Annotated in this window: 26 protein-coding genes; 9 read left to right on the top strand and 17 right to left on the bottom strand. The window is 75.4% G+C overall.

The window, feature by feature from the left end; translation table 11 throughout:
- Window positions 1–47: 47 nt before the first annotated feature.
- Window positions 48–473, top strand: a complete 426-nt coding sequence (locus V5D56_RS01820; protein ID WP_435737360.1) for a ChaB family protein — start codon at window positions 48–50, stop codon at window positions 471–473.
- A gap of 34 nt (window positions 474–507) precedes the next feature.
- Here V5D56_RS01820 and V5D56_RS01815 read toward each other — a convergent pair whose 3' ends face one another.
- Together V5D56_RS01815 and V5D56_RS01810 are read right to left on the bottom strand one after the other, a co-directional pair.
- Window positions 508–1,872 (bottom strand): ADP-ribosylglycohydrolase family protein, encoded by a 1,365-nt coding sequence (locus V5D56_RS01815; RefSeq protein ID WP_435737359.1) that lies wholly within the window; start codon window positions 1,870–1,872, stop codon window positions 508–510.
- 22 nt (window positions 1,873–1,894) lie between these two features.
- A complete protein-coding gene (locus V5D56_RS01810) occupies window positions 1,895–2,212 on the bottom strand; it encodes a hypothetical protein (RefSeq protein WP_435737358.1) in 318 nt (105 codons plus the stop codon).
- A gap of 122 nt (window positions 2,213–2,334) precedes the next feature.
- Between V5D56_RS01810 and V5D56_RS01805 the strand changes: the two genes are divergently transcribed.
- Window positions 2,335–2,814: a heme-degrading domain-containing protein gene (locus tag V5D56_RS01805; protein WP_435737357.1), complete on the top strand. Its 480-nt coding sequence runs from the start codon at window positions 2,335–2,337 to the stop codon at window positions 2,812–2,814.
- Window positions 2,815–3,016: 202 nt separating this feature from the next.
- On the opposite strand, the gene V5D56_RS01800 is transcribed toward V5D56_RS01805, so the two are convergent.
- From V5D56_RS01800 to V5D56_RS01790, 3 genes are all read right to left on the bottom strand, one after another.
- Window positions 3,017–3,520 carry an Hsp20/alpha crystallin family protein gene (locus tag V5D56_RS01800; RefSeq protein WP_435737356.1) on the bottom strand — a complete coding sequence of 168 codons (504 nt, stop codon included), beginning with the start codon at window positions 3,518–3,520 and terminating at the stop codon, window positions 3,017–3,019.
- A 173-nt stretch (window positions 3,521–3,693) separates the two neighbouring features.
- Window positions 3,694–4,686, bottom strand: a complete 993-nt coding sequence (locus V5D56_RS01795) for a hypothetical protein (RefSeq protein WP_435737355.1) — start codon at window positions 4,684–4,686, stop codon at window positions 3,694–3,696.
- 125 nt (window positions 4,687–4,811) lie between these two features.
- A complete protein-coding gene (locus V5D56_RS01790; protein ID WP_435737354.1) occupies window positions 4,812–6,113 on the bottom strand; it encodes an exonuclease domain-containing protein in 1,302 nt (433 codons plus the stop codon).
- Window positions 6,114–6,225: 112 nt separating this feature from the next.
- On the opposite strand from V5D56_RS01790, the gene V5D56_RS01785 reads away from it, so the two are divergent.
- A complete protein-coding gene (locus tag V5D56_RS01785) occupies window positions 6,226–8,010 on the top strand; it encodes an acyltransferase (protein ID WP_435737353.1) in 1,785 nt (594 codons plus the stop codon).
- Between the two features lie 78 nt (window positions 8,011–8,088).
- Window positions 8,089–8,751, top strand: a complete 663-nt coding sequence (locus V5D56_RS01780; RefSeq protein WP_435737352.1) for an SDR family oxidoreductase — start codon at window positions 8,089–8,091, stop codon at window positions 8,749–8,751.
- 53 nt (window positions 8,752–8,804) lie between these two features.
- Here V5D56_RS01780 and V5D56_RS01775 read toward each other — a convergent pair whose 3' ends face one another.
- The 8 genes from V5D56_RS01775 to V5D56_RS01740 all read right to left on the bottom strand — a co-directional run bounded on the left by V5D56_RS01775 (window position 8,805) and on the right by V5D56_RS01740 (window position 17,164).
- Window positions 8,805–9,662, bottom strand: a complete 858-nt coding sequence (locus tag V5D56_RS01775) for a hypothetical protein (protein WP_435737351.1) — start codon at window positions 9,660–9,662, stop codon at window positions 8,805–8,807.
- A 129-nt stretch (window positions 9,663–9,791) separates the two neighbouring features.
- Complete coding sequence (locus V5D56_RS01770) at window positions 9,792–11,555, bottom strand: M20/M25/M40 family metallo-hydrolase (RefSeq protein ID WP_435737350.1); 1,764 nt, start codon at window positions 11,553–11,555, stop codon at window positions 9,792–9,794.
- 176 nt (window positions 11,556–11,731) lie between these two features.
- Window positions 11,732–12,202, bottom strand: a complete 471-nt coding sequence (locus tag V5D56_RS01765) for a hypothetical protein (RefSeq protein ID WP_435737349.1) — start codon at window positions 12,200–12,202, stop codon at window positions 11,732–11,734.
- 103 nt (window positions 12,203–12,305) lie between these two features.
- Window positions 12,306–13,625, bottom strand: a complete 1,320-nt coding sequence (locus V5D56_RS01760; RefSeq protein ID WP_435737348.1) for an NAD(P)/FAD-dependent oxidoreductase — start codon at window positions 13,623–13,625, stop codon at window positions 12,306–12,308.
- 152 nt (window positions 13,626–13,777) lie between these two features.
- Entirely contained in the window at window positions 13,778–15,631 is a 1,854-nt protein-coding gene (locus V5D56_RS01755; RefSeq protein WP_435737347.1) for an AMP-binding protein, read from the bottom strand.
- A 109-nt stretch (window positions 15,632–15,740) separates the two neighbouring features.
- Window positions 15,741–16,028 carry a hypothetical protein gene (locus V5D56_RS01750; protein WP_435737346.1) on the bottom strand — a complete coding sequence of 96 codons (288 nt, stop codon included), beginning with the start codon at window positions 16,026–16,028 and terminating at the stop codon, window positions 15,741–15,743.
- Between the two features lie 9 nt (window positions 16,029–16,037).
- Window positions 16,038–16,556, bottom strand: a complete 519-nt coding sequence (locus V5D56_RS01745; protein WP_435737345.1) for a hypothetical protein — start codon at window positions 16,554–16,556, stop codon at window positions 16,038–16,040.
- Window positions 16,553–17,164, bottom strand: coding sequence for a class I SAM-dependent methyltransferase (locus V5D56_RS01740; RefSeq protein WP_435737344.1), 612 nt, complete (start codon window positions 17,162–17,164; stop codon window positions 16,553–16,555). Before V5D56_RS01740 ends, V5D56_RS01745 begins: the two co-directional genes overlap by 4 nt.
- Window positions 17,165–17,198: 34 nt before the next feature.
- Here V5D56_RS01740 and V5D56_RS01735 point away from each other — a divergent pair, with 34 nt between their 5' ends.
- Together V5D56_RS01735 and fes are read left to right on the top strand one after the other, a co-directional pair.
- Window positions 17,199–17,924, top strand: a complete 726-nt coding sequence (locus V5D56_RS01735) for an MOSC domain-containing protein (protein ID WP_435737343.1) — start codon at window positions 17,199–17,201, stop codon at window positions 17,922–17,924.
- Between the two features lie 124 nt (window positions 17,925–18,048).
- Window positions 18,049–19,377 carry an enterochelin esterase gene (gene fes / locus V5D56_RS01730; protein WP_435738935.1) on the top strand — a complete coding sequence of 443 codons (1,329 nt, stop codon included), beginning with the start codon at window positions 18,049–18,051 and terminating at the stop codon, window positions 19,375–19,377.
- A gap of 3 nt (window positions 19,378–19,380) precedes the next feature.
- On the opposite strand, the gene V5D56_RS01725 is transcribed toward fes, so the two are convergent.
- Window positions 19,381–19,950 carry a PH domain-containing protein gene (locus V5D56_RS01725; protein WP_435737342.1) on the bottom strand — a complete coding sequence of 190 codons (570 nt, stop codon included), beginning with the start codon at window positions 19,948–19,950 and terminating at the stop codon, window positions 19,381–19,383.
- 84 nt (window positions 19,951–20,034) lie between these two features.
- On the bottom strand, window positions 20,035–20,679 hold the full coding sequence (locus tag V5D56_RS01720) for a histidine phosphatase family protein (RefSeq protein WP_435737341.1): 645 nt from the start codon (window positions 20,677–20,679) through the stop codon (window positions 20,035–20,037).
- A 376-nt stretch (window positions 20,680–21,055) separates the two neighbouring features.
- On the opposite strand from V5D56_RS01720, the gene V5D56_RS01715 reads away from it, so the two are divergent.
- The 3 genes from V5D56_RS01715 (at window position 21,056) to V5D56_RS01705 (ending at window position 22,745) form a co-directional block, all read left to right on the top strand.
- Window positions 21,056–21,724, top strand: coding sequence for a DinB family protein (locus V5D56_RS01715; protein ID WP_435737340.1), 669 nt, complete (start codon window positions 21,056–21,058; stop codon window positions 21,722–21,724).
- Between the two features lie 25 nt (window positions 21,725–21,749).
- Window positions 21,750–22,424, top strand: coding sequence for a DsbA family oxidoreductase (locus tag V5D56_RS01710; protein WP_435737339.1), 675 nt, complete (start codon window positions 21,750–21,752; stop codon window positions 22,422–22,424).
- A gap of 147 nt (window positions 22,425–22,571) precedes the next feature.
- Window positions 22,572–22,745 (top strand): hypothetical protein, encoded by a 174-nt coding sequence (locus V5D56_RS01705; RefSeq protein WP_251149830.1) that lies wholly within the window; start codon window positions 22,572–22,574, stop codon window positions 22,743–22,745.
- 25 nt (window positions 22,746–22,770) lie between these two features.
- Here V5D56_RS01705 and V5D56_RS01700 read toward each other — a convergent pair whose 3' ends face one another.
- Window positions 22,771–23,721, bottom strand: coding sequence for a DNA-3-methyladenine glycosylase family protein (locus V5D56_RS01700; RefSeq protein WP_435737338.1), 951 nt, complete (start codon window positions 23,719–23,721; stop codon window positions 22,771–22,773).
- A 232-nt stretch (window positions 23,722–23,953) separates the two neighbouring features.
- The gene (locus tag V5D56_RS01695; RefSeq protein WP_435737337.1) at window positions 23,954–24,565 is read right to left on the bottom strand and encodes a ribonuclease H family protein; all 612 of its coding nucleotides are present in this window, start codon (window positions 24,563–24,565) and stop codon (window positions 23,954–23,956) included.
- Window positions 24,566–24,665: the final 100 nt, after the last annotated feature.

Here is a 24,665-nt window from a genome sequence, read left to right as displayed (position 1 = left end):
GGGAGGCGGCGACCGCCGTCGGGCAGCGAGCGGGAAGGAGGCCCACCGTGCCGAAGACGACCCGGAGCGGGGACGCGAAGGAGTCCGAGATCCCGAGCACGTTGCAGCGCTCGGACGAGAAGGCGCAGCGGACGTTCGCCAAGGCCTACGACGCCGCGATGGAGCAGTACGGCTCGGCGGAGCGTGCGAGCCGCGTCGCGTTCGCCGCGCTCAAGCACACGCACGAGAAGATCGGCGACCACTGGGAGCCCAAGGACGAGCCTGGGCCGTCGGACGAGCGCGCCGAGGAGGACGGCCTGGAGTCCTCGGCGGAGACGGCGGGCGGCGTGGACGCGAACGCGTCGAAGGAGCACCTTCTCGACGTCGCGCGGCGGCTCGACGTGGACGGCCGCTCCTCCATGAGCAAGGACGAGCTGGTCGACGCGATCCAGCGCGCGAACGACCGCGCGACCCGCCACGCGCGCGGCGACTGATGGCCGGGCCGCCGGGACCCAGGTCCTCGTCCGGTCAGCGGCCGTCGTCGAGCGGCTGGACGACGATGCCGCCGAAGTAGGCCTCCTGCGCGCGGTGCTCGACGCCCCCGATCCACACGCGCCCGGCGAGGACGTCGGGGGAGGCGAGAGTCCCGTCGGCGGAGAACGCGGTGTAGCCGCCGCCCGTGAAGGTCGTGTTCGACAGTGTCACGGGCCGACCGGCCTCGTCCGTGACCGCGGCCGAGCACCACGCGCACACGTGCCGCGGATACCGCGGGTTCTGGTCGACGAGCGTCCCGCACACCGGGCAGGACTGTGCGGGCCGGTGGGCGCCGTCGGGCAGGGTGAGCCTGCCCGCACGGACGAGGCCGCCCTGCGCGGTGCGGCGTGCGAGCGCCGTGAGCACGCGCGTGCCGATCCCGGGCCAGCCGTGGACGGCCGCCGCCCAGTCGTGGGGTACCCGTCGCGCCCCGTAGCGCGCACCGAGCAGCGCGCCGGCGATCGCCGCCACGGTGTCGGTGTCCCCCCCGATCGCGACCGCGGCCTGCAGCGCGTCCCGGAGGTGGTCGTGCTCGCCCGACGACTGCGCAGGCGTCGTGGTCGCGATCGCGTGCCACGCCGCCTGCAGCGCGGTGACGGTGAAGCCGTTCTGGCGCAGGTCTGCCGTCGGGCGGGGAAGCTCGGCGTCGGCGATCCACGCCGACCAGCTCGCGGCGGCGTCCGGCTCGAGAAGGTCGAGCCCCGCGCGCACGTCGAGGCGCCGCTCGGAAACCGCGACGCGCACGGCCTCCGACCACAGCACGCACGAGTCGGCCGCGAGCGGGTCGGTGTGGGTGAGCTCGGCGACGGCGCGCGCTGCTCGGGCGGTCGTCTCGCGGTCGTCGAGCGCGACGAGCCCGACGACTCCCGTGCGCATCAGCGCGCCGTTGCCGGCCGAGCGTCCCGTCGCGGCGTGCAGCGCCTCGGCCGCAGCCCGCAGCCGCTGTGCGGCGGGCCCTCGGCGTGCTGCAGCGTCTCGCAGCACGGCTGCCGTCTGCGTGCCGATGTCGCTCGCACCCCCGGTGCGCCACTCCTCGAAGGCGGCGGCGACGTCGTCGAGCGGGGTGGCGCCGAACGCGTCGGGGACGGGCGAGAGCACGTCGTGCGACGCGGTCACCCGGGCGACGCACACCGACATCTGCGTGTCGTCGCTCCACTCTCCAGGCGCGTACGGGCCCAGACCGCCGCCCCGCATCACCGCGACCTCGTCGCGTCGCCCCGGGCCTGGAGGTGCCGCGAACTCGTACGGCACGCCGAGCGCGTCACCCGCAGCCTGTGCGAGCAGGGCGCCCGACGCGCGGTCGAGCAGGCCGTGGTCGAGGACGTCGACCGTCGGGCCGGCGGACGGTGCGGCGGTCACCGGGTGCAGCTCCCCGAGCGCATCATCGCCGGCCCTGTGGCGGGTACTCGCCGCTGCGGATCTTGCGCATCATGAGGGCACGGGCCCAGAGCGTGAGGCCGGCGAGGCTCGTCGACGTGACCACGGCGAACCAGCGCGAGACGTTCTTGCCCTCCCCGGCCCAGGCACCCGTGAGCAGCCCGCCGAGGAGCGAGGCCGCGATCACGAGCGCGACGATCGCGTAGACCAGCAGCCAGTACCGCACGAACCGCACGGCACCCTCCGGCGTCCGGCCGCCGCGACGGCGCGGTGCGGGCGGAGGCGGCGGTCCTGGGGGGCCGGCGGGGCGCTGCCAGCTCATCGCAGGGTGCTCACGGGTTCTCCGGCGGTCTCGGGTGCTCGGTCGGGCCGATGGTCGGCCGGACCCGAACAGTGTAGGGACGGACGAGGAATCACCCGCCCCGCTCGTGCCACGATGGCGGCATGACGACGACGCCCGACGACCTCGCCGCGACCATCGCCTCCGTCGAGGCGCAGGAGCACGAGCTCGTGCTCGCCTCGTTCACGCACGACGACGCGTGGCGCCTCGGGTGCCTCCTCGTCGAGCTCGCCGCAGAGCGTGACCTCGCGGTGACGATCGACGTCCGCAAGGGCACGCAGCAGGTGTTCCACGCCGCGCGCGAGGGCACGACGCCCGACAACGACACGTGGGTCGAGCGCAAGGTGCGGGTCGTGCAGCGGTTCGGGGCGTCGTCGTACCTCGTGGGCCTGCGGGCCCGGGCCAAGGGGACGACGTTCACCGAGCAGCACCAGCTCCCGCTCCAGGAGTACGCCGCGCACGGCGGCGCCTTCCCGGTGCGGGTCGAGGGCGCCGGACCCGTGGGGGTGGTGACCGTCTCGGGGCTCCCGCAGGCGGAGGACCACGCGCTCGTCGTCGAGGCGCTGCGCACCTTCCGCGGCTGACCGCCTGCCGAACCCGGGGTCGTGGGTCACCGCCTCCTGCCGAACCCCGGGTTGTGCGGCAGGTGAGGCGCTGATCGCCGCACAACCCGGGGTTCGGCACCTGGCCCGGGCACGACGACGGGCCGGTACCTCGGGAGGTACCGGCCCGTCGGGGGTCCGGCGGCGCCAGGGGCGGAGCGCGGCCGGAGCAGGTGGCGCGGCGTCAGGCCGCGCGCGTGACCTCGATGCGCTGCGGCGCACGGCCGGCGAACACGCCGGCGACGGTCACGGTGAGCACGCCCGCGTCGTAGGACGCGCGGACGGCGTCGGCGTCAGCCGCCTTCGGCAGCGTGACGGTGCGGCGGAACTCGCCGAACCGCACCTCGCGGATGTGGCGGCCGACCGGCTTCTCCGCGGCGGGAGCCTCCACGGGGCCGTCGGTCGCCTCGGAGCCCTCGGCGGCCTCGGGCGCCTCGACGACGCGCTGGTCACGACGCTCGCCGCGCACGACGAGCCGGCGACCCTCGAGCTCGACGGTCACGTCGCGCTCGGGGTCGACGCCCGGCAGGTCGAAGCGGGCGACGAGGTCGTCGCCGTCGCGGTAGACGTCGGCGGCCGGCGCGTAGCCGCTCCGCTGCGCGGGGGCGACGGGACGCGTCCACAGGTCGCGGACGAGACGGTCAGCGGCCAGGGCGCCGAACGGGATCGGGGTGAGGGTGGTGGTCATGGTGACTCCTCCGGGTCTGCTGCCGCGGTGAGCCCGCGGCGTCTGACGGGGTCAACCTTGAGCGATCGGGACTCAATCCCGCGTTCGCGCACGACGAACGGCGGCACTCACCGGATCGGCGTCCGGTCGGGGCGAGCAGGATCAGCGACGCCGTGCGCGAGCCGCAGCGGGGGTCACCGGCGCCGGGCCGCCCGCCGCGCCTTGCGCGCCTCGGCGGCGCGCTCCTCGGCGGCCTCGAGCGCGTCGTCGGCCGCTTCGAGCCCGGACTGCGCCTCGTCCTGCGCGGCACGCGCGGCCTCCAGCCGGGCACGGGCCTCGTCGCGCTCGTCCGCCAGTCGGGCGAGCTCGTCCTCGATGCGACCGAGGTCGTCCTCCACCTGCCCGACGGCGTCGCTCGCCTCGCGCGCCCGGGCGTCCGCCTCGTCGCGGGCGGCCTCGAGCCGGTCCACCTCGGCCGCGGTCTCCTCGACCGCGCGCTCGGCCTCGGCGAGCGGGTCCGGCTCCTCCGCCTCCGGGGGCTCGGGCTCCGCGCCACTGCCGTCGCCGCCGGCCTTCGTACCCCCGCCCGCCTTCCCACTCCCGCTGCCGCGGCGACCCTTCCGCGCCGGGCCGAGCGCGCCGTCGTCGCCCACCACGTGCAGCGTGACGACGTCCGCGGGCTCCCCGCCCTCGTCGACGATCCCGAACCCGACGTGCTGCAGCGCCTGGCTCAGGCGCCCGGCCTGCACGACGGCGCCCGCGTCGGGGTCCATGACGGCCGCCGTCAGCGTCTCGGCGAGGCGGTCGACGGCGCTCGCGGAGACCGCGCGCCCGGCCACCTCCCCGGCCTTCCGGACGGTCCCGACGAGCGCCTCGGCCCGCTCACGCCGCAACCGGTCGAGCGCCGTGATCCGGGACCGGTCGCGGTCCTCGGTCGCGTCGCGCAGCTCGTCGCCGATCGCGACGAGCGCCGCGACCTCCTCGGGGTGCTCGCGCGCCACCTGGTTGACGACCCACGCGGCGACCGTCGGCTTGGGGAGCCGGCCGACCCGCTCGGCACCGACGGCGTCGCCCGACGCCTTGATGCGCTTCGACGCCGCGGTCCGCGCGACGACGAACTGCTCGAGCGGGAGCGCGTACAGCTCGTCGAGCAGGGTGTCGACGTCGACGGGAGCGTCGGGACTCATGGGGACAGCCTCCCCGCTGGCCGCACGTCCCGCAGCGCCGAGCCCGCCCGGCCCGTTGAGTGCTGGGTATTTGTCGTCTGTGCTCTGCCCGGACGACAGATACCCAGCACTCAACGGGTGGGCGCTCAGGCCGAGCGAGCGACCCCTTCCGTGGTGCGCCCGACCTCGTCGAGCAGCCGGGCGAACGCGTCCTCCGTGACGATCGGGATGCCGTAGCGCCGCGCCGTCCGGGCCTTGGTCGACAACGAGTCCGGGTCCGCCGTGACGACGAGCCGCGTCCGGCGCGTCACGTACGCCCACGGCGCGAGGCCCGCCCGGCGCACGGCGTCCTCCCACGCGGGGCGCGTGCGGCGCATCGACCCCGTGAGCACGACCTCGTCCCCGGGAGCCAGGGCGAACCGTTCCCTGGGCCTGACGCCGCCGCTCGCCTCGTCCACGAGCCGCGCCCCGAGCGCGGACTGGGACGCGGCGAGGACGTCGTCCGCGTCGAACCCGAGCTGGCCGGCGACCTCGTGCAGCGTCGGGTCCGCCGCCAGGGCGTCGAGCACGCCGGCATCGTCGACCCGCTCGCCGAGTACCGACGACCCGGCGCCGTCGAGGACGTCGCGCGCGAGCGTCGCGAGGTGGTCGCGGTGCAGCCGCTCGACGTCCGACCGTCCGAGCCCGGCCCGTCGGGCGGCGTCCACCAGAGCGCTGCGCTCCGTGTGCGACACGTACCGGTCGAGCAGCGCGAGGTCGAGCAGCGCGAGGTACTCCTCCGCCGTCCCGGGACTCTCCCGAGCCGTCGGGTCGTCCAGGGCCGCGAGCCAGTGGCCGTGGAGCCGGCTCGCGCCGCGCCGCACGGGCTCGACGTCGAGCGACGGCGGCAGGGTCCAGCACACGCCGTCCGCCGCGGCACGGGCGACGTCCCAGCACTCGTCGTCCCGCGCGACGTCGAGGTAGTGCGCGAGCAGCCCGGCCGTGGCGCGCGCGTCCCCGAGGGCCGAGTGCACGCCGTCGTGCGCGACACCCACGGTCGCGCAGCACGCCGCGAGGCTGCGCGACCCGGTGAGCCAGCGCCCGGCGAGCTGCTGCGTGCACACGCACGCGAGCGGGTCGATCGCCGCGGCGACGCCCGCGCGGCCGAGCTCAGCGCGCAGGAAGCGCGTGTCGAACGACGCGTTGTGCGCGACGAGGACCCGGCCGTCGAGGAGCCGCAGCAACGCCGGGGCGACGCGGTCGAACGCCGGCGCGAGCGCGACGTCGGCGGCCGCGATGCCGTGCACGTGCTGCGGTCCCAGGTCGCGCCCGGGGTTGACCAGGGTGCACCACTCGTCCTCGACCTGGCCCGCGTCGTCGACCAGGACGACGGCGACCTCGGCGACCCGGTCACCGAGACGAGGGGAGAACCCGGTGGTCTCGAGGTCGACGACGGCGAATCCGGGCACGGGCACAGTCTGCCGCACGCCGCCGACGGGACGGCCGGTCCCGCGTGACCGTTTCCGTTCGCTTCCGCCGCGGCCGACGTCGGTCCCGGACGCCTGTGCGAGCCTGGTGCGCGTGCCCGGCCCGCTGACCCCCGACTTCGCCCCCTGGACCTTCGACACCACCGCCTCGCCGGAGCAGCGCGAGGCCAACGACGAGCGCGTCGCGACCCTCCGGGCGGCCGGCCACACGATCGGTGACGGCTGCGTCGTGTCCGGCCTCGCGGACGTCGACGCCGACTCCCTCGCCCTCGGCGACCGCAGCTACGTCGCGGCGCACGCGCACGTCACGGGCGACGTCGCGATCGGGGCGGACTGCTCCGTCAACGTCTCCGCCGCGATCCGCGGCCGCGTGACGATCGGTGACGCCGTGCGCATCGGCAGCCACACGAGCGTCCTCGGCTTCGACCACGCGTTCGACCGCGTGGACGTGCCCGTGTTCCGGCAGGGCCTCACGTCGCGCGGCATCACGATCGGCGACGACGTGTGGGTCGGTGCGCACGTCGTGATCCTCGACGGCGTCACCGTGGGCGACCACGCGGTCATCGGCGCGGGCGCCGTCGTCACGCGCGATGTGCCCGCGGACGCCGTGGCGGTCGGCAACCCCGCGCGCGTCGTCCGTGACCGCCGCACGGGCGAGCGGCCCGCGGCGGGCCCTGTACGCGCGCCGGCGCCTGCCGCCGCACCGGCATCCCGACCCGCCACCTCACCCGACGTCGCGACCGGTCGGCGACCGGACCGTGACGACGAGCGCGCGCGCCGGCTCGAGAGCCTCGGGTCCGAGGTCCTGGCCAACCTGCCCGCGCTCGTCGAGCGCTCCTTCGACGGCGCGCACCACCGCGACGCACCCGGGACCCCGCCGACGGTGCGTGCCCACTGCGACGCCGTCGAGCTCGCGGCGCTCGTGGGCGGCGTCCCCGCCGGCCTCTCGCGCGAGGAGCAGGTCCGGCGCCTCACGGGTCTGGTCGGTGCTGGAGGCACGATCCCCGAGCTCGGGCAGGGAGCCGGTCCTGTGCCCGACGGCGCGCGGCCCGACGGCGTGCGGCCCGACGGCGACGGGCCCGACGGCGCGTGGGCCGGTGGCGCGACCGCCTACCACGTGCTGTGCGTGGGCTACGCGCTCGACCTGCTCGGCGCGTCGCTGCCCGTCGTCCCGTCCGTGGGCGCGAGCGCCGCTGAGGTCGTGCGCAGGCTCGGGGCGCTGCCGTGGGCCACGAACGCGTGGGGCGCGGGCTCGACGGTCGACACCGTCGGGACAGTGCTGACGTTCGCTCGCGAGGCCGGCGTCGAGGTGCCGGCCGGGGTGCGGGAGGCGCTCGTCGGGTGGCTCGTCGAGCACCGCGACCCGATGACCGGGCTGTGGGGCGCCCCGCGCGCGGCCGACGGGTGGCGCGAAGCGGTCAACGGGACGTACCGGCTCGTGCGCGGCACGTTCGCGCAGTGGGGGACGCCCCTCGGGCTCGGGCGCGAGCTCACGGACTCGGTCCTGCGGCACGCGTCCGGCGGGGTGCTCGACGCGCCGCGCGTCACCGCGTGCGACGCGCTCGACGTCGTGCACCTGCTGTGGTGGGCGCGCCGGTGCGGCGCCGACCGCTACCGGACGGGCGAGGCGGACGACGTCGCGCGCCACGTGCTCGACGGGATCGCGGCGCGCTGGACGCCGGAGGGCCTGGCGTTCGCCCCGGAGGGGTTCCGGACGGCTCGGGGCAGCACCGCGTCGGGAGCCCCCGACGGGTTGCCGAGCCTCCAGGGCACCGAGATGTGGCTCGCGACCGCGTGGTACGCGGCGGACCTCCTGGGCCGCTCGGGCGTGCTCGGCTGGGTGCCTCGCGGCATCCACGCCCCCGCGCCGCGCGCCTGAGCGGCCACCCGGGTGGCGGCCGGCGCGCGCCCGGGCCACGGTGGAGCGTCACCCAGCAACCACACGGAAGGACGTCCCATGAAGGTCGCCGTCATCGGAGCGCACGGCAAGGTCGGTCGGCTGCTCCTGCCGATCCTCGCGGACCGCGGTGAGCACGCGGCGGGAGTCGTGCGGCGCGAGGAGCAGGTGCCGCTCGTCCGCTCCCTCGGCGCGGAGCCCGTCCTGCTGGACGTCGAGAACGCGTCGACCGAGCAGATCGCCGCGGCGCTCGGCGGGTTCGACGCCGTCGTCTGGTCGGCCGGAGCGGGGGGCGGTGATCCGGCGCGCACCTATGCCGTCGACCGCGACGCCGCCGTCCGGTCGATGGATGCCGCGGCGTCGGCGGGGGTCCGTCGCTACGTCATGGTGTCGTGGATCGGTTCGGTCCCCGACCATGGAGTCCCGGAGGACAACAGCTTCTTCGCGTACGCCGACGCGAAGCTGGCCGCGGACGACCACCTGCGCAGCACGGGCCTCGACTGGACGATCCTCGGGCCGGGAACGCTGACCGACGACGACCCGACCGGCGCGATCACGGTCCTCGCGGACGACGCCGAGACACCGGAGGGCGCGGCGTCGCAGGTCTCCCGGGCCGACGTCGCGATGGTCGTGTCGCAGGTGCTGCGCTCGCCCGCGACCGTCGGCCGGTTCGTGCGGTTCACCGCCGGCGACTCGCCGATCCTCGAGGTCCTCGCGGAGTAGCGCGCCGATCGCCGGCAGCTCGCCGAGCGGCTCGGCGGGCGTGCTGCGTGCGGTCAGGCGCGCCGGGCGATCCGCTCGCGCAGCGCGAGCGCCGTCGCGCGCCACTGCGCGCCGCGCGCGGCGACGGACCCGATCCGGGTCTCGTCGACGGCGACGTGGACGACGGGCACGCCGCGGTCGGCGGCGGTGCGGAGGATCACGTCGGTCGACTCGGGCAGCGCGAGCTGCAGCAGCACGGAGGTCGCGCTCGCCCGTGTCTCGCCCTGCCCGAAGCGTCGGTGGTAGAGGATCTGGGTCACCGCGCGCACCCGCAGGAGGTCGTGCGGGGCGCCCCACGGCTCCGGGGCCGTCTCGGGTGCGTCGGGGTCGTGCGGTGCGTCGGGTGCGCCCGGTGACGGGTTCGGCGCGTCGAGATCGGGCGGCAGGACGGCGAGGTAGAGGGAGAACAGGAGCTCGCCGAGCTTCCGCACGACCCAGCCCCGGCCCGGCACCGGCGGCAGGAACGTGAGGTACTGCGCGAGGTTCACCTCGAGCGCCTCGGCGGACAGGCTGGTCCAGGCCGGCTCCGTGCGGATCTCGACCACACGGTCCCAGTCGACGTCGGCGCCGTCGAGCCCGACCTGCGACGGACCCACGGTCACGGCCCCGAAGCGGTCCAGCAGCCCGAGCGGGCGGGTCGCGACGCGCGGCACGTACGGGATCGTGCGCACGAGTCCCTGGACGGAGGCGTCCCACTCGTGCGCGACGGGGTGCGTGGGCCGGGGATAGAGCGAGATCGCACGCGCGACCCACGCGGCGACGAGGTCGTCCGCGCCGGGTGACGCCTCGTCCGGTGGCGCAACGCCGTCCGCCGCCGTGCCCGCAGCCGTGCGGTCGTGCCGGTCGCGCGGTGCGAACGGTCCTCTCGCCATCACCGCCGCCTCCCCTGCGCCCCCGGCCCGCGCCGTCGGGCAGCGGTCTCGACCGGGGGTGACCCCGCGACAGCGTAGAGGGCGCAGGCCGAGCACGGGAACACCGGTCCCCGCGCTCGGCCCGCGGCGTCAGCCGCAGCTGATCGCGTCGTACGGCACGTCGTAGTACTGGTGCCGCGGGTCGCCGTCGTTCCAGCGGTAGGCGCTCACCGTGGCGCTGCCCGCCTCGACCGACGCCGAACGGGTGCTGAACGACTGGTACGCGTTCTTCCCCGCCCCGACCTTCGTGAACTTCTTCTGTCCGAAGTCCGTCGCGATCCGCACGTCGGCCCACCCGGTCTCGTCGTTCGTCGCGCGCACCGCGACGACCGCCGTGCCGTTCACGCAGCGGGTCTCCGCGGTGAGCGCGGTGAGCTCGGGGTTGCCCGCGCCGTTGACCGCGAACGTGTCGTCGGCGAGGGACGCGACCGCGTGGGCGATCGCGCGCGACATGATGTCGAGCGCGGTCGGGTCCACGTTGTCGATCGTGTCCTGCGGCGAGTGGTAGTTCGGGTCGTAGTTGATGCCCTCGGTGCCGCCGAACAGGGCGACCTCCTCGGCCGTCTTCTGGCCGTCGGCCCCGGTGAACAGGCCCGACGACGGGACGCCGTTGTTGATGAAGGCCTGGTAGTCGGAGCGGCCGGAGAACTCGGTGTCGACCCACGGCTGGCCGATCTGGTCGAAGTAGTCCGTGAAGACGTCCTCGGTCTCCGGCGAGCCCGCCGGCACCTCGACGGGCGCCTCGTACGTCGACTCGTCCGCGTCGTACACGCCGATGATGTAGTTCGGCGACCCGACCATGTCGAAGTTCAGGTACGTCGCGATGTCGTCGAGCGCCGCGGGGTCGTTCGCGACGAGGTCGTCGACGTAGTGCGTCGACCCCACGAGCCCGACCTCCTCGGCGCCCCACCACGCGAACCGGACCGCGTTGTCCGGCCAGCCGTCGGTCTCCGCGGCGGCGGCGAGCTGCACCGCGACCTCGAGGATCGCCATCGAGCCCGTCCCGTTGTCGTTGATGCCCGGGCCCTCCTCGACGCCGTCGAGATGCGCGCCGGCCATGACGACGTTGTTGGTCCGGCCGCCCGGCGTCTGGGCGAGCACGTTGAACGTCTCGAACTCGTCGACGTGGAACTGGTAGTCGTAGGTCGCCTCGGCGGCGGCGCCCCCCTCGAGCGCGGCGAGGATCGCCTGGCCGTCCGACAGCGAGAGACCGACGGTCGGGACCCACGCGCCCGCGGCCCCGAGCGTCGGGTTCAGCGGTTCGTCGACGTTGTTGTAGAGGATCACGGCGACGGCCCCGTCGGCCATGGCGTTCGTGACCTTGACCGAGAACGCGCACGCGCCGCGGCTGACGAGCGCGACGGAGCCCGTCGCGTCGACGCCGTCCCAGTCGGCGGCCGTGCAGCCCTGACGCAGCTGGTCGACCGGCTGGACGATCGGCCCCGTGACACCGTCGTCCGGGGTGGCGGGGGAGAACTCCGCGGCGTAGAGGTCGTCGGCCGGCGCGACGCCCGCCGCCGTGAGCGACAGCTCGTCCACCACGAGGTCCTCGAACGTGAAGTACTGGCGCTCGGGCGTGTAGCCCGCGGCCGTCAGGGCCTCCTCGACGTACACGGCGCTGGCCTCGTACCCGGGAGTCTCGAGCGCACGGCTGTTGCCGTTCGCGTCGGCGATGGCCTGCAGCTCCTCCAGGCGGTCCATGACCGCGTCGCCGGTGACGAGGTCTTCGAGCGGGAGCGGGTCGGCGGCGGCGCGCAGGGCGTCGGCGGGGGCAGCGCCCACCGGCGCGGCGGACAGGACCGCGAGCACGAGGCTCGCGGCGGCTGCGGACGGGACGAACGTTCGTGGTCTCACGCATCCTCCTCGGCAGTGGCCCTCGCAGGCCGCCCCCGGTCGTGCCGAGGGGTCAGCCGGGTCGCACACGAGACGCGACGGTGCGAGGACTCGTGTGATCGTGAGCGTAGGCGTTGCCGGGAACGCCGTCGAGAGGTCGACGGGTCGTCCTTGGCGCAGGGCGGCTCAGGGCGAGGTCAGGGACACTGGCGAGCGTTCGGCGCCGCGGCGAGCACGACCTCGACGGACTCCAGGGTGAAGCTCCCCGCGGCGGGCTCGTGCCCGCACACGGTCCAGCCGTTCGCCTGGCCCGCGACGGCGTCGCCGCGGCGGGCGTCGACGACGCGCACGGTGGTCGCGCCCTGCTGCTCGAGCGTGCGCCGGGCCTGCTTGAGCGACGACTCGACGAGGTTCGGCATGCTGTAGCCCGGCTCGATCTCGACGCGCACCTCGACGCCGTCGCTGCCCCCCGGGAGGGACGGGTCCGACGGGTCGGTGGTCGGCGTGGTCGTCGGCTCTCCGGTGGGTTCTGCCGACGGGGTGCCGGTCGGGCTCGTCGACGGAGACGGTCCGGGCGTCGGGGTCCCCGGCCAGGCCGGCGCCTTGCAGGCGCCCAGCACGCCGACGGCGACCACGACCGCCGCGACCACCGCGCCACGGCGCACCACGTCCAGCACCACTACCCCCGATCAGCGGGACGACCACGCGGTCGCGCCCTGCGCCTCCGAGGGTACGCGAGGCGCCACACCCGCGAGCGCGCGGCGGGGTGGTTCAGGCGGACCTGTCCGCGATGTCCGGACGATTCCTGCCGGCAGGCTTCTTCGGAGGACGGATCGTCGGCACGTCGCCGACGATGGGGATGGGGCGGCGGTGGAACGGGAACCCGTACCGGGTGACCAGGCCGGCGAGCGTCGTCAGGCGGTTGCGCGGCCCGATGAGACCCATGATGTGCACGAACAACCAGGCGAGCCAGGCGACCCCGCGCGTGAGGCGCACCTTCCCGACGACCTCGGCGATCGCCGCGCGTCGCCCGATGACGGCCATGGTGCCCTTGTCGAAGTAGCGCAGGGGCGTCGTCGGGCGCCCGTCGACGAGCGCCCGGATGTTGCGCCCGACCTGGGTGCCGGACTGGATCGCGGGCTGCGCGAGCTGCGGCAGCCCGGCGGGCGAGACGGCGATGTCGCCCGCGGCGAACACCCCGGACAGGCCCTCGACCTGCAGGTCGTCACCGACGACGACGCGCCCGCCCTCACCGCGCGGCAGGCCCCAGTCGTCGACCTCCTCGTGCGGGCTGACGCCCGCCGACCAGACGGTGAGGTCGGAGTGGATGCGCGTGCCGTCGGTCAGCACGACGGCGTCCGGCAGGACCTCCGCGACGCCGGCCCCGAGGTGCAGGCTCACGTCGCGACGACGCAGCTCGTCGGCCGCGTAGCGGCGCAGCCGCGGGTCGAAGGACTTGAGCACCTCGGCGCCGCGCTGGACGATCTTCACCTCGAACGCGTCGCCGTGGATCTCGGGGTATGCGGGCCGCAGCCCGGCGGTGCGCAGCTCGGCGAGCGCCCCGGCGACCTCGACGCCCGTCGCGCCGCCGCCCACGACCACGACCCGCAGCCCGTCATCGGTGCCGGGCGTCGACGCCGCCTTCTCGAGCCGGACGAAGAGCGTGTCCCGGATCTTCATCGCCTGCGACCGCGAGTACATGGGGAACGAGTTCTCCTTGGCGCCCGGGGTGCCGAAGAAGTTCGCCGTGACGCCGTTGGCGAGCACGAGGTAGTCGTAGCCGACCCACTCGTCGTTGAGGAGCCGGATGCGCCGCCCCTCGTGGTCGATGCCGACGAGGTGCTCGTGCACGACCCGCACGTTCTTCTGCTTGAGCCGCAGCCCGCGCAGGAAGTACGTGACGTCGCCCGGGTTCAGCCCGCCCGTCGCCACCTGGTACAGCAGCGGCTGGAACGTGTTGTAGACCCGGCGGTCGACGAGCGTCACGCGCACCGGGGCCTTCGCGAGCTCCTTGACCACGGCGAGACCGGCGAACCCGGCGCCGACCACCACGACGTGCGGCAGGGCGGTGGGTGGGGCGGACTCGGGCACGGGGCCTCCTCAGGGGCGACGGATGGTAGGGCCCGACGGCGCCCGCCACCTGCGTCGCGGACGTCGCCAACGACGCCAGACAGGTTACGGCGGGTGCGTGCCGGCGGCGAACCGGCGGCACCTCTGCCGGCCAACCGGCGGCCGCCCCGCCGTCAGCCGCGGTGGCGCTCGACGTCGTCGCGGCCGAGGAGGTCCTCGCGCACCACGCGGCGCAGGACCTTGCCGATCTGCGAGCGCGGCAGCTCCGGCACGACGGCGAGCGTCCGCGGCAGCGCGTACCGGGCGAGGCGCTTCTCGCCCCACTCCCGGACCGCGGCGAGGTCGACGCGCGGCGGCGACCCGCCGTCGTCGGCCCCGGCCGGACCACCGGGCGCCTCGTCCAGGACGAGGACCGCGGCGACCTGCTCGTCCGAGCCCGCGCCGGGGAGCCCCACGACGGCGACGTCGCGCACGCCGGGCATCTGCCGCAGGTGCTCCTCGACCTGCGACGGGTACACCTTGAACCCGCCGGTGACGATCATCTCCTTGATGCGGTCGACGAGGGTCACCGTGCCGGCGTCGGGGCCGTCGAGCGGTACCTCCACGACGTCCCCCGTGCGCAGCCAGCCGTCGTCGAGGAGCTGGCCCGCGGTCTCGTCGGGGCGCTGCCAGTAGCCCTGGAAGACCTGCGGGCCGCGGACGAGGAGCTCGCCCCGGACGGTGGGGACGTCACCGTCCACCTGCTCTGGAGCCGTGGGCTCCGCGTCGCGCAGGTCTCCCGCGTCGAGCGCCTCGGCGTCGACGACGCGGATGTCGGTGCTCGGGAACGGCAGGCCGAGGGTCCCGGGGCGGCGGTCGTCGGAGCACGGGTTGCCGAGCGCGATCGGCGACGTCTCCGTCATGCCGTAGCCCTCGATGAGCAGGCCGCCCGTGGCGTCCTCCCAGCGCTGCGCGGTCTCGGCCGTGATCGGCATCGCCCCGGCGAACGCCAGCCGGATCGACGACAGGTCCGTCCGGCGCGTCGCCGCCCGGCCCGTGACGTCCTCACCGGAGGGCGCACCCGAGGCCGCGACGATCCGGTCGAACATCGGCGCGACGCCCGGGAGGAAGGTGGCGGGCCGGCGCGACTGCGCGGCGACGAACGCCTGGGGGTCGAACTTCGGGAACGCGACGAGGGTCGCGCCGATCCGTGCCGGCAGGGTGAGGCAGAACGTCAGGCCGAACGCGTGGAAGAACGGCAGGACGCCGTAGACGACCTCCTCGCCTTCCGTGAACGCGGCCCACGCCTGGCCCTGCACGACGTTCGCGACGAGGTTGCGGTGCGTGAGGACGGCGCCCTTGGGCGTGCCCGTGGTGCCGCCCGTGTACTGGATGAGCGCCACGTCGTCGGCGGTGGGGTGGGGGAGCCCCGGGGGCAGGCGGCGGGCGCGCCGGACGAGGTCGTGCCAGTCGGCCACGCCCGGGGGGACCGGCCCGCGCAGCGCGTCGCGCTGGGCGCGGGCGCGCGCCACGGGCAGGCGCAGGGCGAGCCGCGAGGCGGTGGGCAGGTCGCGCGCGAGGTCGACCGCGACGACCGTGCGGAGCTCCGGCGTCGGGTGCTCGCTGCCCTCCCGCGCCTCCAGGACGGCGGGCACGGCCTTGGTCCACACGAGGGCGACGCTCGCGCCCGAGTCGGCGAGCTGGTGCGCGAGCTCGTCGGCGGTGTAGGTCGGGTTGTGCTCGACGACGACCGCGCCGAGGCGCAGCACCGCGTAGAACGCGACGACGTGCGACGTCGAGTTCGGCAGGACGATCGCGACGCGGTCGCCGCGTCGCACGCCGAGGTCGTGCAGGGCGCCGGCCGCGCGCTCCACCTCGGCGGCGAGGTGCGCGTAGGTGCTCGTCGCGCCGAAGAAGTCGACCGCGACGCGCTCGGGCCACCGGCCCGCGGCCGCGGTGAGGGCAGCGGTGACCGGCTCGTCGGGGATCTCCACGTCGGCCGGGACGCCCGGTGCGTAGCGGGACGTCCAGGGCCTCGTCGCCAGCATGTTCACTACGCCACCGTAACCTACGGTTGCGTAGGTTGTGTGAGGCCCTTGGTCACCCTGCGCGGAGCCGCCTGTCCGCGCGTGCCGACCGCCGACCGGGTCGCGCAGGTCACGCCGGGTACCAGCGCGCGCCCCACCGGCGGGTCAGCCGGCGGCCCGACGTCGCCGCGAGGGCCCGCACACCGGCCTCCACCGCGCGCGCCACCTCGTGCGCCGCCTCGTCGCCGTCGGCGAGGAAGCGGACCGTGATCCGCGCCTCGCCGCGCACGACGCCGACGTCGTACGCCTCGACGGTCGTCCGCCCGCGGCCCGCGGCGACCGCCGCGGGAAGGACCGACTCCGGGTCGGCGCCGGGGCGCAGCAGCCCGACGGCGAGGCTGACGCGGTACGAGGGCACGGTGCGCCGTCAGCCGAGCGCCGGCAGGCCGGCCTCGTCGCACGGGTCGAGCGCGACGGGTCCGGACAGGTCGAGCCGTACGACGTCGCCGTCGACGGCCACGCGGACCGACCACCCGGCCGGGTCCTCGGCCTCGACGTGCGCCGACCCCCCGTGCTCGGGGTGCACGACGTCCGAGGGCTCGCCGAAGCCGTGCTCCGCGAGCGTGGAGGCGATCGCGTCCGGGACGTCCTCGAGGCGGTCGTAGGGCGACGCGCCGGCACGCGTCGCGTGGGCGTCCTGGAGGAAGACGACGCAGCGGCCGTCGTCCTGCTCCGTCGCCGCGGGGCCGTGGCCGTCGGTCCAGCCGTCGGCGCCGAACACGTCCTGGACGTCGGCGCGGAGCGCCTGGCCCGCGTCCGCGTAGGACGCGAGCGCGTCGGGCGCCGGGGCGGGCTCGGACGGTTCGGCGCTGCCGGTGCACGCCACCACCGCCGCGAGCAGGCCCAGGGCGAGGAGCAGGCCGCCGGTGCGTCGTGCGGCGCTCACGACGCGGAGAGCACGGCGACGAGGAAGTCCGCACCGGGGGAGTACGGGCGCAGGTCCCACGTCGCGAGCGCGAGGTCGACGCGCAGGCCCGCGGTCGCGACGTCGGCCAGGAACACGTCGTGCGCGTACCCGCGTCCGGCGCCGAACCCGACGACCGCCCGGCCGCCCGGCGCGAGGTGCGCCCCGAACCGCCGGAGCACCTCGATCTCCGTGCCCGGCGCGAGGAACGTCATGACGTTGCCCGCGCACACGATCGCGTCGAACGGCTCGGCGACGCCCTCCGCGGGCAGGTCGAGCTCCGCGAGGTCCCCGACGCGCCAGTCCGGGCCCGGGTGGTCGGCGCGCGCCGCGTCGACCAGCACCGGGTCGACGTCCACGCCGACCACGGTGTGCCCGCGCGCCGCGAGCTCCGCGCCCACGCGGCCCGGGCCGCAGCCCGCGTCGAGCACGCGCGAGCCGCGGGGCAGCATCGCGTCGACGAGACGCGCCTCGCCGGCGAGGTCGGCGCCCTCGGCGGCCATGCTGCGGAACCTCTCGACGTACCAGGTGGAGTGGGACGGGTCGGCGGCGACCTTCTGCTCCCAGCGGGAGGGACGGGCGGTGCTCATTCCCCGACCGTACCCGGGCTGCGACAATCCGAGGATGAGCACCACGACCACCGACCCCGTGACCGATCTCGCGTCGTCCGCCCCGACCGGCGCGCTGCTCGCCGTGTGCCGCGTGCACGCGCTCCTGCCCGACGCCGGGCCCGTCGGCGTCACGGCGATCGACAAGCGACCCGTCGACGGTCCCGTCAAGGTGCGCCGCCTCGGGCTCTACGCCGACGTGCAGGCCGACCGCGCCGACCACGGCGGCGTGGAGCAGGCCGTGTACGCGTACGGGCAGGACGACGCGCGGTGGTGGGCCGGCGAGCTCGGGCGCGAGGTGACGCCGGGCCTGTTCGGCGAGAACCTGCGCGTCGAGGGCATCCCGGTGAGCGGCGCCGTCGTGGGCGAGCGGTGGTCGGTCGGCACGGCGCTGCTCGAGGTGACCCTGCCGCGCACCCCGTGCTCGACGTTCGCGCGGTACCTGGGCGAGGAGCGGTGGGTCAAGCGGTTCGCGGTGGCGAACCGGACGGGCGCGTACCTGCGGGTCGTGCGCACCGGCGAGCTCCGCGCGGGCGACGCCGTGACCGTCTCCTACCGGCCCGAGCACGGTGTGACGCTCCAGGACTGGTTCGGCGCGTGGACCGGTCGCGGAGCCGACCCGGAGCGCGCCGCCGACGTCGCCCGGCGCCTCCTCGCGGCCCACCTCGGCGGCGACACGACCCTCGCGGACGAGCTGCGCGAGCGCGCCGAGATCGCCGCCGGCCACGGGGTGGACGACTGAGTCCCGGGTGGACTCCCGGGACGGGGTGGCCGGCAGTGACCGGCCGGTGACCGACCACTGACCGGTCACTGACCAGTGCGGTGCGGGCGGGCCGGGTGACGCTACCCTTCGTCACGTGCAGGCCATGTCACCCGCCACCGTCGTCCGTGACCTTCGACCGCTCCTCCGCAAGGAGGTGCGCGGGCGGCTGTCGCTGGCCGCGGAGCGGCTGTGCGCCGTCGTCGCCACCCCCGCTCCGGTGGGCTCCGACGCGTGGTGGGACGAGGTCGCCCGGCTCGGCACGCCGCTGCGCGTCCCCGGGCCGGGGACGACCGACCTCACGCTCTTCCTCCACCGGGACGCGCACGCCACGGCCGTCTACGTCGACGTGCAGCCGTTCGCCGACCGCTCGCGCCTCGCCGACGGGCTCATGGAGCGCGTGCCCGGGACGGACGTGTGGTGGGCGGCGTTCGCGACCGGCCCGGAGTGGGTCTCCGGCTACGGCTTCCTCCCGCTCGACGAGGTGCCCGTCGCCCCGGGCGCCAGGAACGACGCGGTGACGCGCGCGTGGTGGCGCGACCTCCTCGGGCGCTCGGTCCACGACGCGCTCAACCCCTCGCCGTCGTTCCGGGGGCTGCGGGGCGAGGCCCGCTCGGTCGCGCGCGGCCCGCGGGCGCCGCGCCCGCCCGCCCTGCCCGACGGCGCCCCGCGCGGCGTCCTCGAACGGCGTGCCTGGCAGCGACCGGGCACGGGCGGCACCTACCCCGTGTGGACGTACGTACCGCCGGGGGCGGCCCACGCGCCGGTCGGGTCTCCGGTGGCGGGCCGGAGCGAGCTGCCGCTCGTCGTGCTGCACGACGGCGCGGTCTGGGCCGAACAGCTCGACGCCTGCGCGCTGTTCGACGCGCTCGTCCTGCGCCGCTCGGTGACACCGTTCGTCGCCGTGCTCGTGGGCTCGCCGAGCCGGGACGAGCGTGCCCGGGACCTGCCCGGCAGCACGGCGTTCTTCGACGACCTCGCCGACCACCTGCTGCCCGAGGTGACGAGGGACCTCGCCCGCCGCGGGGTGCGCGCGACGGACGACCCCGCCCTGACCGTCGCCGCCGGGCAGAGCTTCGGCGGCCTCGCCGCGCTCCAGGAGGTGCGACACCGTCCCGACCGGTTCGGGAACGCGCTCGCGCAGTCCGGGTCGCTGTGGTGGCCGGACCTCGACGACGAGTCGGCGCGCGACGTCGCCGGCTGGCTCCGGGCCGCACCCCCGCGCACCGGACGGATCGTGCTGCAGGTCGGTGCCCACGAGGGGACGATCACCGACGCGAACCGCGAGGTGCGGGACCTGCTGCGTGGGCGACGCGAGCACGTGGTGCTCACCGAGGTCGACGGCGGCCACGACTGGGCGTGGTGGCACGCGTACCTCGGCAGCGGGCTCGCGGACGTCCTCGGTCCGCCGCGGGGGACGGGCTGGGCGCGCTGAGCGTCAGCCGTGCTCGGCGCGCGGGATGCGCGGCGCGCGGGGACCCCGGGGCCCGCGCGGCGGCTCGTTCGGCGGCCACTCGCCGTCGTCGGAGCCGTCGTCCGCGCTGAAGAGGAGGTCGTGCAGGCGGACCTGGACGTTCTCGACGTCGGGGACGTCGTGCAGCTCGAGGCCGGGCTTGTCGGTGGCGTCGGAGATGACGAGCGTCCCGCACCCGAAGAGCCGGTCGATCGGGCCCTTCTCGTAGTTCACGTCGTTGATGCGGTAGAGCGGGATGTCGCGGCCGGTGCGCGTGATGATGCCGCTGCGCAGCGAGATGCGCTTGTTCGTCACGGTGTACTCGGTGGTGCGCCAGCGCAGCCACGGCACGAACACCCAGACGACAGCCGCGACGAGCGCGGCCCCGGCGACGACCCAGCGCACCACGGGGTCCGGGACGAGGACCACCGCGACGACGACCGCCACGACCAGGACCCCGAGCAGCACGAGCGGCCAGAACAGCGCCTTCGCGTGCTCCTTGAGCTCCATGACGACGTGCTCACCCTCGGTGAGGTGCTTCTCGCTCAGTCCCATGGGCAGCATGGTGCCACCTCGGGACGCCTCGGCCCAGAGGCGTCCCACCCGTGTGGACCGGCCGGGGACAGGGCGGCACGCCGATCAGGTCGCGGGCAGGTTCCAGCCCTCGATCGTGCGCAGTCCGTGGCCGTACCCGAGCAGGCAGATCGTGGCCGTGCCGAGCTCCAGGCGGGCACCCAGCCCGGGGTCGACGCCGAGCCACACGGTCGCGAGGACGCGCAGCACGTGGCCGTGGGCGAAGAGGACGACGTCGCCGCCGTCGCGCAGGGTCGGCTCGACCCGGGCGAGGACCCGGGCGCAGCGGGCGGCCACGTCGTCGAGCGACTCGCCGCGGTGCCGGTCGGGCGAGGAGAGCACGTTGACCCCGTCCCGGAAGACGAGCCACTCGCGCCCGAGCTCGGCGGAGATCTCGCGCGTCGTGCGGCCCTCCACCGGGCCGTAGTCCCACTCGACGAGGTCGTCGTCGGTCGGCACGTCGGCGAACCCGGCGAGGTCGGCGGTGCGCCGCGCACGCTGGCGAGGGCTGGCGAGCACGACGGCGGGGCGTCGCCCGCGCTCGTCGGCCCACCGCTGCAGCCACACGCCGGCCGCGACGGCCTGCTGCTCGCCCGCGACCGTGAGCGGGATGTCGCTGCGTCCGGTGTGCTTGCCGGTCGCGCTCCACTCGGTCTCCCCGTGCCGGACGAGCACGAGCTGCGGGTCGGGTGCGGTGTCGTTCGCGGTCACGGGACGCCTTCCTGCTCGGGGACCGAGGGTCTCGGGCCTCCCTGCAGGATCCCTCGCCGTCCGCGGCGGCGCGCGGCGTGCGGGCCGGTGCGGTGGTCCGGCGTCAGCCGGGCACGCCGTCCACGCCGTTGACCGCCAGGAAGACGACGAGCGCGGCGAGGAGCACGACGGCGACGCCGGTCGCGACGAGCAGGACGGTGCGGGGGCGCAGACGCACGGCAGTTCTCCGGTGGTCTCGGGGGTGGGGAGTCGGGCACCGGGGGCCCGGGTGGGCGGCTGCCGGGTGACGGCGTGCCGGTGTGGGTGCCTCGTCCTAGTGTCGCGCACGTCGGGACGGTGGAGACGATCACGGCGGTCCGAGGGGTGGGAGACGGCGATGGCGCACGGGGACGAGCACGGCACCGGCAGCGGTGGTGGCGGCACCGACGAGCCCGCCTACGGGAGCCCGGAGTTCGACTGGTCGGTGCTCTCCGTGCCGACGGCGTTCGCGGTGGTTCGCGGTCAGCTGGGCTTCTCGTGGCTCGTCCTCGCGGACCGGCTCGCCACGCTGACGCAGGCCGAGCTCGAGTGGGAGCCGGGCCCGGACACGCTGCGGGTCGTGCGGCGCGGCGAGGAGCGCTCGCCGCGCACGCTCGGCCCGGGGGAGTGGGTCATGGAGTGGCCGGCCGGGTCGGAGTCGCCGCAGCCTCGCACGATCGCGTGGCTCGTCGCGCACCTCACGGAGGCGTACTCCGAGCGCTGGGAGTGGACGTTCGGCGGCCACGAGCGACGCCGGGACGCGGTGCTCTTCTCGGGCGAGGTGGGTCCCGCCGTCGCCGGGCTGCGGGACGTGGTCGAGCGGTGGCGCGCCGACGTCGAGGCGCTGCCCGAGGAGGAGGCCTTCACGGTCGGGCTGAGCCAGGCGACGGAGATCGACGCGCAGTCCCCGTTCGCCCACCTCGTCGCGCACATGAACCGCGAGCTGATCCACCACGGCGCGGAGATCATGGTGCTGCAGGACCTCTACCGGGCGTCGCACGTCACAGAGCCGCCAGGGAATCGCTGAGCCTCCTGGACAGTTGAACCGTCACATGACGCAGAACTCCTCGACGGTGAAGATCGACATCTGGTCCGACGTGGCGTGCCCGTGGTGCTACGTGGGCAAGCGACGACTCGAGACGGCCCTCGGTCGCCTCGAGGAGAGCGGCTTCGCGCCGCGCGTCGAGATCGAGTACCACTCGTTCGAGCTGTCCCCGGACACGCCGGTCGACTTCGACGGCACGGAGGTCGACTTCCTCGCGGGCCACAAGGGGATGCCGCGCGAGCAGGTCGAGCAGATGCTCGGGCAGATGACGCAGCTCGCCGCGGCCGAGGGGCTCGCGTACGACTTCGACGCCGTGCAGCACACGAAGACGCTGGCCGCCCACGAGCTGCTCCACCACGCGAAGGCGCACGGCAAGCAGGTCGAGATGAAGGAGCGCCTGCTCAAGGCGTACTTCGAGGAGGGCAAGCACGTCGGCCGTGCCGAGACCCTCGCCGACCTCGCCGCGGAGGTCGGACTGGACCGCGCCGAGACCCTCGCCGCGCTCGAGGACGGCCGCTACGCCGACGACGTGCAGGCCGACATCGACCAGGCTCGTGCCTACGGCATCAACGGCGTCCCGTTCTTCGTCGTCGACGGGCGGTACGGAGTCTCAGGCGCGCAGGACCCGGCTGTTTTCGTCCAGGTGCTGGAGCAGGCCGCTGCCGAGGGCGCCGCGGCCTGATCGGCGACAGCCGGAGCGACGCACGTCACAGCCGGTGCGGTGGAACCGAGACGCGGTATCACTGACACTGGGAAGACGCCCGCACCGCTGCCGGCCCCGCATCGCACGTGCACCGGAGCCCGTGAATCCCACGAGGAGGATCTCCCGATGACCGACACCACGCTCTTCCACTCCATCGCCAACCCGCGCCGCACGACCCTCATGACGGTGTCCGCGGCGGAGGCCGCAGCACCTCACCACGAGGACGCGCAGACGTTCACGATGGTCGGCTCCGACGACGCCGGCGCGTGCGTCGACGGGGTGTGCGCACTGCCCGAGTGACCTGCACCCAGCGGGTCGGCGGCGGTCAGTTCCGCCGATGGTCCTGGATCGACAGCTTCGGTCCACGGCGCGGCGGACGGGCCCTGCCCGAGATCTCCAGCAGCCGCACGACGCGGTAGCGGTGCGGCGCGTAGGGCGCGAGGAGCTCGAGCATGCGGTCGTCGTCCACGCGCTCCCCGACGAGCGCCCACCCCACCGCCTTCGACAGGTGGTAGTCGCCGACCGACACGGAGTCGGCGTCCCCCAGCGCGCGCTGCGCGACCTCGGCCGCCGTCCAGACGCCGACGCCCGGCACGAGCCGGAGCCGCGCGTGCGCGGCGGGCGCGCCCTGGGCGTCGAGCACGTCGGCGCACTCCTCGAGCCGCCGCGCGACCTGGGCCGCCGCCCGCACGGTCCGGGCGCGCCCCGGGTCCACCCCGGCCCGGTGCCAGTCCCAGCTCGGGATGCCCGCCCACGTCGCGGCGTCGGGCACGACGAGCATCCCCACCCCGCCCGCGGGGCCGGGGGCGGGCTCGCCGTAGCGGCGCACCAGCGAGATCCAGGAGCGCCACGCGGCGACGGTCTGCACGCGCTGCTCCAGGATCGCGGGGACCAGCGCCTCGAGGACGCGGCCGGTCCGCGGCACGCGCAGGCCGGCCGCCCGGCGGTGGACGTCGCGGAACGAGGGCGGCGGGACGAAGCCGGACGCGTCGTCGTGCTCGCCCAGGAGGAGCGGGAGCCCGTCGAGCGCCTCCTCGGCGCCAGGGCCCCACGCGTGGCAGACGACGGCGGCGGGCCCCTCCTGCACGAGGCGGCACGTCACCGGGCCGGACGCGAGGCGGCTCGTGCGCCAGACCTCCCCGGTCGCGGACACGCGGAAGGTCGGGTCGTAGGGGCCGCGCACGAGACGGGCGAGCGTGAGGCGCAGGTCGAGGGGCCGGTCGGAGGTCAGGCGCCGCGTGCGGGGCTCGTCCGCCGCGAGAACGGGATCAGCCACCGTTTCCCGGCGAGAACGGTCGACAGACCCGTGCTCGGCGGGCTCCAGGCCCGTGCTCGGCGCGACGGTCACCGTCCCATGGTCGCACCCGCCCCCGACGCCCGAGCACGACACCGCCCCGCCCCGAGCACGACACCGTCCCCGAGCACGCCGCTGCTCCCCGCCGAGCACGACCTGGAGGTCGTTCTCGGCGCGTTGCCGACTCCCAGGTCGTGCTCGGCGGAGTGGCCGGTCAGTCGAAGAGCGTGTCCATGCCCCAGTCCGGCGCCGCCGAGCTCGCCTTGGAGGTGGTCGCGGTGGCGGCGGTGGTCGCGGTCGCTGCGGCGGTCCCGGTGGACGACGGCGCGGCCCGGCCGGGAGCGGTGGTGGGGTCGCCGAGCTCGGGGACGAGCGTCCCGTCGAGGTCGCCACGACCGGCGGCCCAGTCCTGGGCGGCGAGCCCGGCGAGCTGGTCCGCCCGCTCGTTGAACGGGTCGCCCACGTGGCCGCGGACCCACCGGAAGCGCACGGGGCCGGCGCGCTCCGTGATCGCCCGGTCGATGGCCTGCACGAGCTCGAGGTTCTTCACCGGCTGGCCGCCCGCCGTCCGCCAGCCCTTGCGCTTCCACGCCACGACCCACTCCGACGCGCACTTGATCGCGTACTGGGAGTCGGACTCGATGAGCAACGGCTCTGCGCCTGGGTGCGAGCGGACGGCTTGGAGCAGTGCCGTGAGCTCGGCGACCTGGTTCGTGCCGCTCACGGCGCCACCGGAGTCGAAGGTCCCGTCGTGGTTGATCCACGCCCAGCCGATCGCCCCGCCGGGGTTGACCAGGCACGAGCCGTCGGTGCTGACAGTGATCACTGCGCTCCTCGATCCACTGTGCTCCTCGATCACGGACGTCCCCGTCCGCGGGCTTGCGGCGCGGGGAGGCGAATGCGTCGGGGCACATTGTCTCCCGTCC

The organism is Cellulosimicrobium sp. PMB13, from assembly GCF_051294865.1.
Taxonomy (GTDB): Bacteria; Actinomycetota; Actinomycetes; order Actinomycetales; family Cellulomonadaceae; genus Cellulosimicrobium.
Note: the sequence above shows the minus strand (reverse complement) of the source record. Positions and strands in the feature narration are given on the sequence as shown.